A 14,172-nucleotide genomic window follows, 5' to 3' on the forward strand; every position below is an offset into this window, starting at 1 on the left:
TGATCGCGCTCTTGAGCGCACTTTTGCGGCATTTTTTTATACTTTGCGGTTCCCGCTACCGCTCCAGGTCCTCCTTTCGAACTTTCTCTTGCCGGGTCCATGTCACCCGGTGTTCGATCTGCGTGGCGCAGGAACTTTCGACGCCGCCCGACGTTACCCTAGCGCACTCAATATATGGGAAAACGAGGTCACCGGCCGCATTTCCTTCCGAAAGGGCGCAATCGCGCCGCTTCGGATGCCGGACTGTTGCGTCCCTCGCTCCCGCACGATGGAAGGATATCTGCAATGTTCAAATGGGCTTTGATCTTGGCCGTAATCGCACTGGTTGCTGCAGTGCTCGGCTTCGGCGGCGTTGCGGGCGCGGCGGCCGGGATTGCCAAGATCCTGTTCTTCGTCGGCCTTGCCCTTGTCGTGCTGTTCCTGATCCTCGGATCGGCAGCGGCGAAAAAAATCACATAAAGTTCGAGGCGCGATGGAACCAAACAGGCGTCCGCCGCGTTTCACATACCTATCCGATCGAAAGAGAAGGTAGAATTTGGTTCCTGTCTTCGGACGGAACCTAGGGAGCCCCGCCGCAGAAATGCGACGGGGCTTACTCGTTTTGGTCGCTTCGTCGTTTTTGCGCCTCTATGGTTCGGGGCATGTCGTGGGCGCTGCTGAACCTCGTCGTTTGGAAGCGATCAGGAAAGACTGACTCTCTCAGCGCGCTTGCGCCGACATGAACAGCAGAGCTTTTCTGCGACAATTTGCGACAATTTTTCGCTCATCCGGCAATGGACTGGGACAAATCGCCTCTAGAACCGTCTCATCGGGACGCCCGCCGTTCCTTCCGAATGAGGAGTTCGTTACGTGAAAAAGATCACTCTTTTTACCTTGGGTGCCGCGCTGATCGCCGTGCCCGCGCTCGCTGCCCCGGGCGGCAAGATGGGCGATGCCGATGGCAATGGCGTGCTGACCCGCGCCGAGGTGCAGGCCAATGCCGTGCAGCGGTTCGCCAACATGGATGCCAACAAGGACGGCAAGATCGACGCGACCGACCACGCCGCGCGGCGCGCCGAAATGCAGGCGAAGCGTTTTGCCGCGCTCGACGCCAATTCGGACGGCAGCGTCAGCAAGGCCGAATGGGACCAGCATGGTGCCGATCGCGCCGCGAAGCGCGCCGAGCGCAAGGAAAAGCGCGCGGCCGCCGGTGAAGCCGGCGAAGGCCAGCGCGACGGCATGCGCGGCCATCACGGCAAGCGCGGCGGTCACGGCATGCGTGGCGGTCGCGGCGGCTGGATGAAGGCCGATGCGAATGGCGACAAGGCGATCACGCAGGCCGAGTTCGAGACCGCGGCGCTCGCGCGCTTCGACCGCCTCGATGCGAACAAGGATGGTCAGGTGACCGCCGAGGAACGTCAGGCGCAGCGCGAAGCGTGGAAGGCCAAGGCTGCCGAATGGCGCGCGAAGCGCGGCGCGGCTGCCCCGACCAACGACTGAGCCATTTGGCAGGGGCGGGCGGTCGACGGACAGGCCATCCCCCTCCCGGCATTGCCTTTGCCGCCGGTCCCTGCCAGCTATCGCCCACCGGTCCCTGGCGACCGGTGGGCGAACTATTTTTTGGAAATGCGATGACCGACAGCGACACGCCGCGCATCCTGCTGATCGACGACGAACCGTCGATCCGCGAGCCGCTGGGCGAATATCTGGAAACGCAGGGCTTTGCGGTGACTGATGCGGCGAGCGCCGCCGAGGCGCGTTCGGTGCTCCGCGCGCAGTCGGTCGACCTTGTCGTCAGCGACATCATGATGCCGGGCGAGGACGGGCTGTCGCTGACCCGCCACCTTCGCGAGACGAGCAGCATTCCCGTCATCCTCCTGACCGCGCGCGCCGAGGATACCGAGCGCATCATCGGGCTGGAGATCGGCGCCGACGATTATGTGGTGAAACCCTTCAACCCGCGCGAGCTGGTTGCGCGCATCCGCACCGTGCTGCGCCGGACGCAGCAGGGCGGCCGCGCGCTCGACCCGGGCGGGACGAGCTTTGCCTTCGGGCCATGGGTGCTGCGCGAGGTCGAACGCGTGCTGATCGATAGCGACGGACAGGAGGTCGCGCTGTCGTCGGGCGAATATCATCTCCTCCACGCGCTGGTTCGCCATCCGCGACAGGTGATGAGCCGCGACCGGCTGCTCGACCTCGTGCGCGGGCGCGAAGCCGATATCTTCGACCGTGCCATCGACAATCTGATCAGCCGCCTGCGCAAGAAGATCGAGGAAAATCCCGCGCACCCGCAACTCGTCAAGACCGTCTGGGGCGGCGGCTACACGCTCGCCTGCGAGGTCAAGCGGCTGGGGCCGGCAGTATGAAACTCCGCCTGTGGCCGCGCAGCCTGATCGGGCAGCTCTTCGTCGCCGTCGCGCTGATGCTCTTCGTGGCGCAGGCGATCAACTTTACGCTGCTGGCGCGGGGACAGAAACAACAGGTTCTTGCGCACGGCGGCGGCATGGCGGTCGGACGGATACTCGATGCGATCGAGCGCGACCGGCGTGGCGATTTCGCGCCCGGTCGCAGCGGTAACGACGATAGGGAGCGGCGTGAACGCGTCCAGAAGCTGGTGATTTCGGACACGCTGCCGCCCGTGCCCATCGGCGCGCGTCGCATGCCGGCATTGGCCGACTATGTCACCGGTCTGCTGGACGAGGCCGACGTCAAGGCGGAGGCGGTCGACGCGTGGGTGCTGCCGCAGCGGCCGCGCGCGCAGCGGCCCGATTTCCCCGGCCGGACAGTCGTCGTCTCGGCCAAGGTCGGTGGCCGCTATTTCGCGGTGCGCAGCCGTATCCAGGCGGGCGGCGATCGCCTGCAAGGATTTCTGGTCTGGCAGACGCTGACGCTTTACCTGCTGCTGCTCGTCCCGATCATGCTGATCGCGTGGCGCGCTGCGCGGCCGCTGCGCGACCTGACGCGCGCGGCGCGCTCGAACCCGGCGCTCCGCGATACGACGCCGCTCGAGGAAGAGGGGCCGTCGGACGTGCGCGACCTGATCGGGGCGTTCAACGCCTATCGCGCGCGGATCGCGACGATGCTGTCCGACAAGGACCGGATGCTCGGCGCGGTCGGACATGACCTGCGCACTCCGCTCGCCAGCCTGCGCGTTCGCGTCGAACAGGTCGAGGACGAACGGCTGCGCGACAAGATGATCGCGTCGATCGAGGAAATGACCGCGATGCTCGCCGACATATTGGCGCTTGCGCGGTCGGGTGCGGGCACCGAGGTGCAGGAGCGCCTCGACGCGGCCGCCCTGGCCCGGGAACTCGCCGCCGACTATGGCGAACAGGGCAAGGATGTCGGCGTTGGCGAACTCGCGGAGGCCGCGGTCATGGCGCGTCCGATGCTGCTCCGGCGCGCGCTGCGCAACCTGATCGACAATGCGCTCGCCTATGGTGTGCGGGCGCGGCTGTCGGTCGCGGCGATCGACGGGCATGTGCGTCTGGTCGTATCGGACGATGGCCCCGGGTTGAGCGGGGAACAAATCCGGACGCTGGTCGAGCCATTCGCGCGCGGCGAGCAGTCGCGCAACCGCGCGACCGGCGGCGCGGGGCTGGGGCTGTCGATTGCCCGCGATATCGCCGAGGGCGAGGGCGGAACGCTGACGCTCGCCAATCGCGATGGCGGCGGGCTCGATGCGGTGATTGTGCTGCCGACAGCGGCCTAGCGGCTGGCTTCCGCGGCGCCTTCCAGCACCGGTTACGAATATCGACTTCGGGGCGGGCGGCGGACGTTGCTTACCCGCCTTCGTCATCCCGGACTTGATCCGGGATCCATAGCCGCGCCGTCGTCGTGGACCCCGGATCAAGTCCGGGGTGACGATGATTAGGTCCGCAACCGGTCGGGAGCAGCCCGAACCGTGTCACTTAGCGCGCGGATTTTGTGAACTCCCACTTTCCTTCCGACAAAAGCTCCTATAGGATATAGTATACGAAACTGAGAGGGCGGCCATGAATCGCAGGGAATATCTTCTATCCGCAACGTCGATCCTGACGCTGGCGGCCGCTCCCGGGGCAAAAGCGGCGCTGGCCGGCGGCGACGCGGCGGCGCAGCCGAGATTCTCGTCACAGATGAAATATGAAGTGCGCATTCCGATGCGTGACGGCGTTCATCTGGGCGCGACGCTCTATCTGCCGCGTGGCCTGAAGGCACCGCGTCCGACGATTTTTGCGCTCACGCCCTATACGGCCGACGGCTATCATGCCGAGGGCGTCGATTTCTCCCGGAACGGCTATCCGTTTCTGGCGGTCGACATGCGCGGGCGCGGCGATTCGGATGGCGAGTTTGCGCCCTTCGGCACCGAGCCGGAGGACGGCCACGACATCGTCGAATGGCTGATCCAGCAGCCCTTCTGCAACGGCAAGGTCGGCATGTGCGGCCTGTCGTGGGTCGGCTATACGCAATGGGCGACGGTGCGCGGCGATCCGAAGGGGCTCGCGACGATCATCCCGTCGGCCCCCGCCTTTGCCGGGTTCGATTTCCCGATCCGCTACAACATCTTCTTCAACTTCGCGGGCGGGCAGTGGATGACGTTCGTCAAGGGTAACACCCGGCGAAACAATGTCTTTGCCGATGAAGGCTGGGGCACCGAATATCTGCGCTTCCTCGAAGCGGGCCTGCCGTTCCGCAAGATGCCGGAGTTTTTCGGGTTTGAGTCCAAACCGTTCCAGCAGTGGGTGGATCATCCCCGGCAGGACGAATATTATGACCGGCTCAACCCGTCGCCCGAACAATTTGCCAAGCTGACGATGCCGGTGCTGTCGCTGTGCGGCATCTATGACGGCGATCAGCTCGGCACGCTCGAATTCCATCGCCAGCATCTTCGATATGCGGGGGCGAACGCCAATCATTATCTGGTGATCGGCCCGTGGGGGCACGACGAGGTGCGCAACCCGACCGCCGAATTCTATGGCATCAAGGTCGGCGAGGCGAGCGTGCTCGACATGAAGAAGCTGCATCGCGACTGGTACGCCTTTGCGATGGAAGACGGCCCGCGGCCGGAGTTTCTCAAGAAGAAATTCGCTTATTATGTGATGGTCGCGGACAAGTGGCGCTATGCCGACAGGATCGAGGACGCCACCGCGCGCTACGAAACGCTCCACCTGCATTCGTCGGGCAACCCCGATAATGTCTATGCTTCGGGGACGCTGAAGCCCACGCCCGCGACAAAGGCGCAGCCCGATCACTATATCTACGACCCGCGCGATCTCAGCAGCCTCCGGCTCGAGGCTTCGCTGACCGAATGGCACACAACCGGTCAGACGCTGGTCGCCGCCACCGCGGGCGGCAAGCTGATCTATCACAGCGAACCGTTCGAGAAGGATACGGAAGTAACCGGCTTCTTCAAGTTTAACGCCTCGATCGCGATCGATACGCCGGACACCGATTTCATGGTCTCGATCTATGAAATCGCGCCCGATGGATCGAGCCTGTTCCTGACCGAGCAGCACAAGCGCGCGCGCCATCGCGAAGGACTGCGCACCGAGAGGCTGATCGCAACGAAAGAGCCGCTACGCTACGACTTCGACGGCTTCTTCTTCATTTCGCGGTTGATCAAAAAGGGATGCCGCCTGCGGTTGGTCGTAAAGCCTAATCACGATCTGAAATGGCAAAAGAATTATAACAGCGGCAAGCCGGTGGCCGACGAAACGATGGCCGATGCGCGCACGGTCACCGTGCGCCTCTATCACGACGCCACGCGCCCGAGCACGCTCAGCATCCCGATCGGTCAACCCGAGGATCAGGCGTAGATCGCGATGCCCTGGCTGCCGCTCAGCACCGGTTCGCCGGCGCGGTTCCACAGCATCATGTCCTGCACCGAAAAGCCGCCGCGCGCATAACCGGTCTTCGCCGACAAGAGCCACCAGCCATCCTCGGTCTGCGGATTGCCGGTGAGCATGTTGACGGTCCAGTTCATCGAACTGATCGGCCCGAACTCGGTAAACAGCGCCATCGCCGCGGGGGGCAGGGCGTCGCCCATCGCGAGCAGTGCGACCGCAGGATGGCAGGCGGGTTCCTCGACGAAGCGCACCCAGGTCAGATATTCACCGACGTCCTGCTTCCAGTCGAAGCGCGGGCCGGTCGTCGGGCGCATGTCGAAATGGCGGGTGAAGCTGGGACGGACCTTGTGCTCGGGGACCGGCGCCAAGGTTTCGGGTGCGGGCACCTCGGGCATGGTCAGGCTATTGTGGTCGAGATGGCTGGCGCGATCGCCCGAAAAGGCGAAAACGGCGGCGGTGCCGAAGCCCGCGTCGCTCGACACTCCGGCGTCGACGAACAGGCTCGATTTCGATTGCCGCAGCACGCGCGTTGCGACGGTGCAGTCGCCGCCGACGGGCCCGACGAAGCTGATCTGCGCGTAACGTAGCGGCGTCTCGGTCGGATGGAGCGCCATCGCGCCCGCCAGCGCGACGGCAGAACTGATCCCGCCATAGGCGGTGCGGCCCTGCATCCATCCTTCGTCGATATGCGCCTTCGCCACGCCCTCTTCGGTACGCAGCGTCGAAAGCAGCGCGTCGAGCGCGCTGGGGGAGGTCGTCATTCTCGTCCTATTCCTCGATCTGGAAGGTCATTCCGGCATGCTCGGTCAGCCGTGCGATCAGTGCGTCGCCGAGCAGCGCGCCGGGGGTCCACACGCCGCCCTCGCCCTTGTTTGCGAGCAGCGCGATACCGGTTTCGGCCAGCATCTTCGACGTCGAGCCATAGCCGGGATCGCGGTCGCCCTGGACACTGGCACGGACCGCCCGGCCATCGGGATATTCGCCGATGAACAGCACGTCGTAGAACCCGTTCTCGCGCTCTTCCTTGCTCGGGCCTTCGCCCGGCTGGAGTTTCGATTCACCGAACGGGTTGGCCTTGGCGATCGCTTCGGCCATCGCCTTGCCGGCATCGCCGATCGTCGTCATCAGCATCTCGTCATAAACGAGGTCCGCGCCCCAGGGTTGGCCGAGCAGGAAATTGGTGCGGTGGACATTCTTCGTGTTGATCGGCGCCATCACGAAAGGTGCGGTCCATGTGCCCGTGGCGGCGTCATATTCGGGAATCAGCCCCGTCGGTTGCGACGGGCCCTCGAAGCCCGGGGTCAGCGCAAAGCTCGATTTGAGGAGCAGCGCGAGCGAGGGCTTTTTGGCGATCGCCTTCATCGTTTCGGTCAGGCTGGCGATCGTGCCGCCCGACGCACCGCCGGCCATCTTGCGGACGCGGCCCTTGACGCGCGGCGCCGGGCCGCCGTGGCGTTTGACTGCTTCGGCCTGCAGGAACAGCACGCCGAGGTCGAACGGGATACTGTCAAATCCACAACTGAAGGTGATGCGCGCACCCGACGCCTTGGCGGCATCCTGATACGCGTCGATCATCTCGCGCATCCAGCCGGGTTCGCCGCAGAGGTCGGCATAAGCGGTGCCCGCCTTGACGCACGCAGCGACGAGCGGCTCGCCATAGAGCTGATAGGGGCCGACGGTGGTCAGGACGACCTGCGTCCGCGCCGCCATGGCATCGAGGCTGGCAGGATCGCTCGCATCGGCGACGACGAGCGGAATATCCTTTGGCGCGCCGATCAGGTCGCGGACTTCGGCCAGCTTGTCGGCGCTGCGCCCCGCCATTGCCCATTTGGGGGCATCGGCGCGGCCCGCATAATGTTCGGAGAGATATTCGGCGACGAGGCGGCCGGTGAAACCGGTCGCGCCATAGACGATGATATCGAATTCACGCGAAGCGGCCATGGCACCCTCCCATTTACGTAAACGTCAAGCTGAGGCTAGCGCACGCAAGGGAGGATGCCAAGCGCGAAGCGTCAGCGCCGCCAGAAGGGACGCTTTTCGACCACGACCGGTGCATCGACCGCTTCGGCGCGGCCCTCGGCGCGGGCGGCACGGAGTTCTGCCTCGCGGGCGCGAAGTTCGGCGTCGTGCTGCGCAATCTCGCCGCGGCGCCGCGCGCGCAGCGCGTCGTAGCTCCAGCGCGTGTGGCCATAACCGAACAGGCAGAGCAGGCCGCCCGCGATCGCCAGATTCTTCATCGCCGCCATCGCCTGCATCGGATCGGTGAATTCGCGGTGGAAGAACAGGATGGTGAGCAGGACGAACCCGGCGAGCAGGATCGCCCACAGCCGCGTCGCGATGCCGAGAGCAAGGCAGACGCCGGCAATCAGCTCGAAGAGCCCAGTCGGGATGGCGAGCCCGGATGGCAGGCCGGCGGCAGAAATCATCGCATTGGTATCGGCGACGTGGATCAGCTTGTTGATCCCCGACACGATGAAAATCACGGCAATGAACAGGCGGCCGATGAAGACGGCGATCATGGACATGGGTCATCCTCCACTACTGCCCGCCCGCTTGTGCAGACAGGACGCGCGGAGAGGCGATGGGTTCCGGTCAGCGCGGGGTGAAGGTCAGTTCGGCGACCTCGCAATCGCTGCAATCGATCGCGCGCAGGGTCACCGCGCCGGGCCCCGCGGGCAGGTCGACGTCGGCAAGCTTGATCATCTGCCACGCGGTGCCGGCCGGAACGGCGACGCCGCGTTCGTCGATGCCGATGCGGCCGCCCTTTGCCGAGCGGACGCGCGCCGAGACGGTCCAGCGCCCGGCCTTCGCGACGTCGGCGCTGTAGCGCATGAACTCGCCGGTCACAAAGTCGCTGACATAGGGCGTGCCATCGGTTTCGCGTGCAATGTCGACGCCGTCGTTGCGATAGGTCGTCCCGTTGTTCCACGGCGTCCGCTCGCCGCCCGTGGCGACATGATAATTGGCGTCGACCGTGTCGTGGTAAGCGACGTCCGGCGGCCCGAGATCATAATCGACGGCAGCGATAGTCAGCGGCGCCCGGTCCAGCGTGTGGGCGACGAAGGGGTGATCGCCCGGATCGTGCGGCTGGCGCAGCATCGCGTCGATCACGTCGGGTTTGGGGATATTCCGGTCGAAGCGGCTGTTGTCGGCAAGTTGCATCATGGCAGCGAAGGCTGCGTCGGGCTCCGGCTTCGCGCCCTTGCCCGTCATCCATGCGACAATCGGCCCAGCCCGGACCCGGATCGATCTCCAGCGGCTGGTTGAAGCCGATCTTCTTGAGCGGCCAGAAATTCCAGCCGATGCCTTCGCCCTCGACGAGCGTGATCGCATCGCGGTACCAGCCGTTGCTGTTCTCGCCCGACTCGCCGAGCCAGATCGGGCGGCCATAGCTGCTGCGCAGCGCGGTGATGTCGGCGATGCTCGCTGCATCGTTGCGGTTCCAGTATTTGTGGAAGCTCAGCACCATATTGGCGTCCCATGCGGGCGGCAGGCCCTTGTAATTATTGCCCCAGCAATTGCCCTCGACGATCACGATATGCTTTTTGTCGACGGTGCGGATCGCGGCGGTAATCCGCTGTTGCAGGCTCCAGACCGTCTTGTTCTCGGTCTCGTCGCAGCCATTGCCCTTGCCGGGGGTGGCAAAGCTCCAGTTCGGCTCGTTGATCAGGTCGTAACCGCCGATCCACGGCTCGTTCGCATAGCGCGCGGCGAGTTTGGTCCACAGCGCGACGGTCTTGCGCTGGTTCTCCTCGCTTTGCCATAGCGACGGCTTGGCGGGATCGCGGTCGGAGATCGCGAGGTCGTTGCCTTGCCCCCCGGGCGCGGCATGGAGGTCGAGGATCAGGTAGATGCGGTGCGCCTTGCTCCACGCCAGCAGGCGGTCGATGCGCTCAAAACCTTCCGCGTGCCATGTGTCCTGCCCGGCCACGGGTTCCTTGTCGACGGGCAGGGTGAGCTGGTCGAAATGGATCGGCAGGCGCACCGAGTTGAAGCCCCATTTCGCCATCTGCGCGATATCGGCTTCGGTGGTGTGGTTATCGAGCCAGGCGCGGTAAAATGCGGCCGTCCGCTCCTCGCCGACAAGTTCGACCAGCCTGGCGCGGATCCTGTGCTGCTGCCCGATTTCGCCGAGTTTCAGCATATAACCTTCCTGCAACATCCAGCCGCCCAGTCCCATGCCGCGGAGGATGATGAGCTTGTTGCTGGCGTCGACGATCTGCGTCCCGCGGACCTTCAACATCCCTTCGGCGTGCGCGGCGGTCGGTAAAAGCAGCGCGGTGAGCATCAGCGCGACGATACGGAGTGTCATGACCTCATCCCCATTCGATTTATGGGAACGTTATCAAATTTCATCGCGACGGCAAGCGCCATGGCGGCGGCGGCGGCGTCAAAGCTTCGGCAGCGTCACGCCCTGTTGCCCCATATATTTGCCCGCACGGTCGGCGTAGCTCGTCTCGCACGGCTCGTTGCCCTGCAGGAACAGGAACTGGCAGGCGCCCTCATTGGCATAGATTTTGGCGGGCAGGGGGGTGGTGTTCGAGAATTCCAGCGTCACATGGCCTTCCCAGCCGGGTTCGAGCGGGGTGACGTTGACGATGATGCCGCAGCGGGCATAGGTCGACTTGCCGAGGCAGATCACCAGCACATCGCGCGGAATACGGAAATATTCGACGGTACGGGCGAGCGCGAAGCTGTTCGGCGGGATGATGCAGACGTCGGTTTCGCGGTCGACGAAATTTTTCGGGTCGAAATCCTTGGGGTCGACGATCGTGCTGTCGACGTTGGTGAAAATCTTGAACTCCGGCGCGACCCGCGCGTCATAACCATAGGAGGACAGGCCATAGCTGATGCACCCGTCGCGGCGCTGCGCCTCGACGAACGGTTCGATCATGCCCTGCGTCTGGGCGGCTTCGCGAATCCAGCGGTCGGAAAGAATGGCCATGCGTGTCTCTTGTAAGGGCGGCGCGCTTTGCGCAAGCGGTCAGTCGGGGATCAGCCCGAGGTCTTTTGGGCCGAAGGCGGCGGGAAGCAGTTCGCTGAGCCTGTAGCTCTGCACGACCTTGCCGTCGCCGGATGCGCAGTGGACGAGGATATCGGCCTTCGATTGCTCGGCTGCTTCGTTGAGAATCTGGCGACAGCGGCCACACGGATGGACGGCTTCGCTGCCCAGCAGCATATCTCCGTCGGGACGGCCGCCGATGAGCGCCATCTCCGTGAGTTCGCCAATCCAGCCTTCATTCGCGATCTTGGCGATCGCTGCGGTTTCGGCGCACAGCGTAAGGCCATAACTGGCATTTTCGACATTGGCGCCGGTGACGACGTCGCCATTTTTGAGCAGCAAGGCCGCGCCGACGTGAAATCCCGAATAGGGGGCATAAGCGCGGCTTGCCGCCTCGCGTGCCGCGGCAATCAGGGCGTCGCGGGTCGCATCTTCCGTCATGGCGCCTCTCCCTCGCTGCGCAGCACGTTCCAGCCGACGGTACCGTCGGCGCCCGACAGCCGCACATAGTTGTTGGCCTGCCACATCGCCCATGGATGCGCGCCATAATCGGGTTCGAAGAAATCACGGCGCAGCCAGGTTGTACGCGCGATGCCCTCGGTCACCTTGTAATCGGCTTCGAAAGCCGGGCCGGGGGCGATCAGGCTCCGCTTGCCCATATGCGCCTCGATCTGCGCGAGGAAGGTCGCGAGTTCGGAGAGCAGCAAGGCGCGCGTCGGCCGGTCGGGGCAGCGATCGTCATAGTCGAGCCACACCACCGCCGGCAGCGCGTCGGCGCGGCGAGGGACGTGGCGAATGAAATTCGCGGCCTGATCGGTGGCAAGCTGGCACAGGCTGTAGCGGTGGATCGCGCCGGTCTGGATCCCGGCCTCGCGCGCCGCGGTCATGTTGCGTGCGAACATAGGATCGAGGCCGGCGGTTCCGTCGGTCGCCATGACATAAGCGAAATCGGCGCCTGCGGCCTTGATCGAGCCCCAGTGGACCGCGCCGTTGGCGGCGTCGATCGTCACCCCCTGGATCGGATATTGTTCGCGCGGCGGCGTCCAGCGCGCCGCCCACCAGATCGCGAGCCCCACAGCGAGGATGAGCAGCAGCAGCACGCCGCCGATACGCCGCAACCAGCGCGCGAGCACGCCCCGCCAGTCCGCCGCAATCCGCGCCGGCTTTCTGTTCCTGCTGCTGGCTGCCCCCGTCGCCATTCGCTAACCCTTGATATGCAATACGCAAATCAGCGTGAAGAGGCGCCGCGCGGTGTCGAAATCGACCGCGATCTTGCCGTCGAGCCGGTCCATCAGCATCTCCGCTGCCTCGTTGTGCAGGCCGCGGCGCGCCATGTCGACGGTCTCGATCTGTTGCGCGGTCGCGGTCTTGATTGCCTGATAATAGCTGTCGCAGATCGCGAAATAATCGCGGATCGGACGGCGAAAGCGGCCGAGCCCGAGAATGATCGCCTCGAGCGGCGAACCGTCTTCGCGGCTGATTTCAAAGATCAGCCGGCCTTCCTCGACGCGCAGCATCAGGCGGTAGGGACCGGCGTAACCGTCGGCATGGCCGCGCTGCGGGACGAACTTGTTATCCTCGATCAAGTCGAAGATCGCGACGCGGCGTTCCTGCTCGACATCGGGGTTGCGCCAGACGATCGAGCCCTCGTCGAGCTCGACCGAGATGATGCGCTGTTTCGAGGGGTCTGCGTCGGCCATGCTGCAAGTGCTTCTACTTGGCCCGCCACGAAGGGCAAGGGGGCGACTTATGCCGGAACTATCCACAGGCACCGTGCGGGTGGGGCAATCGCTGTTGCAAGGCGTTTCGCACCGTAGCATGGTGCCGCATCATGGCTGAACTCGCTCTCTTTCCTGCCCCGGCGGCTGCCGGGGACGAACGCCAATTGCCGCGTAATATCGAGGCGGAAGCCGCGTTTCTGGGCGCGATCCTGATCGATAACCGAGTCGTCGAGGATCTTCCCGTCCATCTGACTCCCGATCATTTCTTCGAACCGCTGCACGGCCGCATCTTCCAGCAGGCGATGGCGCTGATCGAGCGCAACAGCATCGCGACCCCGGTGACGCTCAAACCCTATTTCGAAGCCGACGAGGCGATGAAGGCGGTCGGCGGCGTCGGTTATCTCGCGCAACTGACCGGCAGCGGCGCGGGTCTGATCGGCGCCCGCGACTTTGCGCGGCAGATATTCGACCTTGCGCTGCTGCGCGAGCTGGTCGGCGTCGGACGCACGCTCGTCGACAGCGCGCTCGACACCAGCGAAAGCGTCGATCCGCAATCGCAGATCGAAGAGGCCGAAACCGCGCTCTATCGCGTCGCGGGCGGCGAGGCCGAGATGGGGTCGGTCAAAAGCTTCAACGCCGCGAGCCTCGTCGCGCTACAAGCGGCGGAACGCGCCCTGAATTCGGGCGGCCATCTGTCGGGGATCACCACCGGGATCGCCAGCATGAATGCCAAGATCGGCGGCATGCACAATAGCGACCTGATGATCCTCGCGGGGCGTCCGGGCATGGGCAAGACCTCGCTCGCCACCAACATCGCCTACAACGCCGCCGAGCGTTTCCGCCGCGACGAAGAGGATGGCATCCCGCCCGAAAAGAACATGGGCGCGAAGGTTGCCTTCTTCAGCCTCGAAATGTCCGCCGACCAGCTCGCGACGCGCGTCCTCGCCGAACAGTCGGGGGTGTCGGGCGAAGCGCTGCGCATGGGCAAGATCAGCAAGGACCAGTTCCAGCAGCTTTCGCGCGCGGCGCAGGCGCTGCAGACGCTGCCGCTGTTCATCGACGATACGCCCGGCCTGACGATCGCCGGCCTGCGCACCCGCGCGCGGCGGCTGCAGCGCCGCCACGGTATCGGCTTCATCATCGTCGATTATCTCCAGCTCCTGCAGGGCTCGTCGAAGAGCGGCGACAACCGTGTGCAGGAAATTTCGGAGATTTCGCGCGGTCTCAAGACCCTGGCCAAGGAACTGAATGTGCCGGTGATGGCGCTGTCGCAGCTCAGCCGTCAGGTCGAAAGTCGCGAGGACAAGCGGCCGCAACTCTCCGACCTTCGCGAATCGGGCTCGATCGAACAGGACGCCGACATGGTGCTCTTCGTGTTCCGCGAGGATTATTATGTCGCCGCGCGCGAACCCAAGCGCCCGGTCGAAGGCGACGATGTCAAGATCCATGCGCAGCACGAGGAATGGGCGGCCGAAATGGAACGCGTCTTCGGTCTTGCCGAAGTGATCGTCGCCAAATCGCGTCACGGTTCGACCGGCAAGATCCGCATGCACTTCGAGGCGAAGACGACCAAGTTCAGCGACCTCGCCGACGACAGCATGGCGTATGACGATTATGAATGACGTCATTCCGGCTCTCGCCGGGA

General features: G+C 64.6%; 15 protein-coding genes. 6 read left to right on the forward strand and 9 right to left on the reverse strand.

Annotated elements, in window-relative coordinates; genetic code table 11:
* Positions 1 to 285 precede the first annotated feature (285 nt).
* The 5 genes from V6U71_RS08075 (at position 286) to V6U71_RS08095 (ending at position 5,774) form a co-directional block, all read left to right on the forward strand.
* Positions 286 to 459 carry a DUF1328 domain-containing protein gene (locus V6U71_RS08075; protein WP_411341759.1) on the forward strand — a complete coding sequence of 58 codons (174 nt, stop codon included), beginning with the start codon at positions 286 to 288 and terminating at the stop codon, positions 457 to 459.
* Positions 460 to 849: 390 nt separating this feature from the next.
* Positions 850 to 1,479: an EF-hand domain-containing protein gene (locus V6U71_RS08080; protein ID WP_411341760.1), complete on the forward strand. Its 630-nt coding sequence runs from the start codon at positions 850 to 852 to the stop codon at positions 1,477 to 1,479.
* Positions 1,480 to 1,610: 131 nt separating this feature from the next.
* Positions 1,611 to 2,345, forward strand: coding sequence for a response regulator (locus tag V6U71_RS08085; RefSeq protein WP_411341761.1), 735 nt, complete (start codon positions 1,611 to 1,613; stop codon positions 2,343 to 2,345).
* Positions 2,342 to 3,691 (forward strand): sensor histidine kinase, encoded by a 1,350-nt coding sequence (locus V6U71_RS08090; protein ID WP_411341762.1) that lies wholly within the window; start codon positions 2,342 to 2,344, stop codon positions 3,689 to 3,691. The genes V6U71_RS08085 and V6U71_RS08090 overlap by 4 nt, the downstream gene beginning before the upstream one ends.
* A 283-nt stretch (positions 3,692 to 3,974) precedes the next feature.
* Positions 3,975 to 5,774, forward strand: a complete 1,800-nt coding sequence (locus V6U71_RS08095; protein ID WP_411341763.1) for a CocE/NonD family hydrolase — start codon at positions 3,975 to 3,977, stop codon at positions 5,772 to 5,774.
* On the opposite strand, the gene V6U71_RS08100 is transcribed toward V6U71_RS08095, so the two are convergent.
* The 9 genes from V6U71_RS08100 to V6U71_RS08140 form a co-directional block, all read right to left on the reverse strand.
* Positions 5,765 to 6,565, reverse strand: a complete 801-nt coding sequence (locus tag V6U71_RS08100; protein ID WP_411341764.1) for an acyl-CoA thioesterase — start codon at positions 6,563 to 6,565, stop codon at positions 5,765 to 5,767. The two genes, V6U71_RS08095 and V6U71_RS08100, sit on opposite strands and share 10 nt — an antisense overlap.
* Positions 6,566 to 6,572: 7 nt before the next feature.
* Positions 6,573 to 7,745 carry a saccharopine dehydrogenase family protein gene (locus V6U71_RS08105; protein WP_411341765.1) on the reverse strand — a complete coding sequence of 391 codons (1,173 nt, stop codon included), beginning with the start codon at positions 7,743 to 7,745 and terminating at the stop codon, positions 6,573 to 6,575.
* A 71-nt stretch (positions 7,746 to 7,816) separates the two neighbouring features.
* Positions 7,817 to 8,329 (reverse strand): DoxX family protein, encoded by a 513-nt coding sequence (locus V6U71_RS08110; protein ID WP_411341766.1) that lies wholly within the window; start codon positions 8,327 to 8,329, stop codon positions 7,817 to 7,819.
* Positions 8,330 to 8,396: 67 nt separating this feature from the next.
* On the reverse strand, positions 8,397 to 8,915 hold the full coding sequence (locus V6U71_RS08115) for a hypothetical protein (protein ID WP_411341767.1): 519 nt from the start codon (positions 8,913 to 8,915) through the stop codon (positions 8,397 to 8,399).
* A complete protein-coding gene (locus V6U71_RS08120; protein WP_411341768.1) occupies positions 8,812 to 10,116 on the reverse strand; it encodes a glycoside hydrolase family 5 protein in 1,305 nt (434 codons plus the stop codon). The genes V6U71_RS08115 and V6U71_RS08120 overlap by 104 nt, the downstream gene beginning before the upstream one ends.
* Before the next feature lie 78 nt (positions 10,117 to 10,194).
* Positions 10,195 to 10,749, reverse strand: coding sequence for a dCTP deaminase (gene dcd, locus V6U71_RS08125; RefSeq protein ID WP_411341769.1), 555 nt, complete (start codon positions 10,747 to 10,749; stop codon positions 10,195 to 10,197).
* 39 nt (positions 10,750 to 10,788) lie between these two features.
* A complete protein-coding gene (locus V6U71_RS08130; RefSeq protein WP_411341770.1) occupies positions 10,789 to 11,247 on the reverse strand; it encodes a cytidine deaminase in 459 nt (152 codons plus the stop codon).
* On the reverse strand, positions 11,244 to 12,005 hold the full coding sequence (locus V6U71_RS08135) for a glycoside hydrolase family 25 protein (protein ID WP_411341771.1): 762 nt from the start codon (positions 12,003 to 12,005) through the stop codon (positions 11,244 to 11,246). The genes V6U71_RS08130 and V6U71_RS08135 overlap by 4 nt, the downstream gene beginning before the upstream one ends.
* Before the next feature lie 3 nt (positions 12,006 to 12,008).
* Complete coding sequence (locus tag V6U71_RS08140; protein ID WP_054587470.1) at positions 12,009 to 12,506, reverse strand: UPF0262 family protein; 498 nt, start codon at positions 12,504 to 12,506, stop codon at positions 12,009 to 12,011.
* A 131-nt stretch (positions 12,507 to 12,637) separates the two neighbouring features.
* Between V6U71_RS08140 and V6U71_RS08145 the strand changes: the two genes are divergently transcribed.
* Entirely contained in the window at positions 12,638 to 14,149 is a 1,512-nt protein-coding gene (locus tag V6U71_RS08145; protein ID WP_411341772.1) for a replicative DNA helicase, read from the forward strand.
* Positions 14,150 to 14,172: the final 23 nt, after the last annotated feature.

The organism is Sphingopyxis sp. J-6, assembly GCF_046603995.1.
In the GTDB taxonomy this organism is placed as follows: Bacteria; Pseudomonadota; Alphaproteobacteria; order Sphingomonadales; family Sphingomonadaceae; genus Sphingopyxis.

What these genes read in the sequence shown, in the direction of transcription:
- V6U71_RS08120 (WP_411341768.1), bottom strand. Translation starts at nt 10,116, where the DNA reads ATGACACTCCGTATCGTCGCGCTGATGCTCACCGCGCTGCTTTTACCG.
- V6U71_RS08090 (WP_411341762.1), top strand. Translation starts at nt 2,342, where the DNA reads ATGAAACTCCGCCTGTGGCCGCGCAGCCTGATCGGGCAGCTCTTCGTC.
- V6U71_RS08075 (WP_411341759.1), top strand. Translation starts at nt 286, where the DNA reads ATGTTCAAATGGGCTTTGATCTTGGCCGTAATCGCACTGGTTGCTGCA.
- V6U71_RS08145 (WP_411341772.1), top strand. Translation starts at nt 12,638, where the DNA reads ATGGCTGAACTCGCTCTCTTTCCTGCCCCGGCGGCTGCCGGGGACGAA.
- V6U71_RS08110 (WP_411341766.1), bottom strand. Translation starts at nt 8,329, where the DNA reads ATGTCCATGATCGCCGTCTTCATCGGCCGCCTGTTCATTGCCGTGATT.
- V6U71_RS08105 (WP_411341765.1), bottom strand. Translation starts at nt 7,745, where the DNA reads ATGGCCGCTTCGCGTGAATTCGATATCATCGTCTATGGCGCGACCGGT.
- V6U71_RS08100 (WP_411341764.1), bottom strand. Translation starts at nt 6,565, where the DNA reads ATGACGACCTCCCCCAGCGCGCTCGACGCGCTGCTTTCGACGCTGCGT.
- V6U71_RS08130 (WP_411341770.1), bottom strand. Translation starts at nt 11,247, where the DNA reads ATGACGGAAGATGCGACCCGCGACGCCCTGATTGCCGCGGCACGCGAG.
- dcd (WP_411341769.1), bottom strand. Translation starts at nt 10,749, where the DNA reads ATGGCCATTCTTTCCGACCGCTGGATTCGCGAAGCCGCCCAGACGCAG.
- V6U71_RS08140 (WP_054587470.1), bottom strand. Translation starts at nt 12,506, where the DNA reads ATGGCCGACGCAGACCCCTCGAAACAGCGCATCATCTCGGTCGAGCTC.
- V6U71_RS08085 (WP_411341761.1), top strand. Translation starts at nt 1,611, where the DNA reads ATGACCGACAGCGACACGCCGCGCATCCTGCTGATCGACGACGAACCG.
- V6U71_RS08135 (WP_411341771.1), bottom strand. Translation starts at nt 12,005, where the DNA reads ATGGCGACGGGGGCAGCCAGCAGCAGGAACAGAAAGCCGGCGCGGATT.
- V6U71_RS08095 (WP_411341763.1), top strand. Translation starts at nt 3,975, where the DNA reads ATGAATCGCAGGGAATATCTTCTATCCGCAACGTCGATCCTGACGCTG.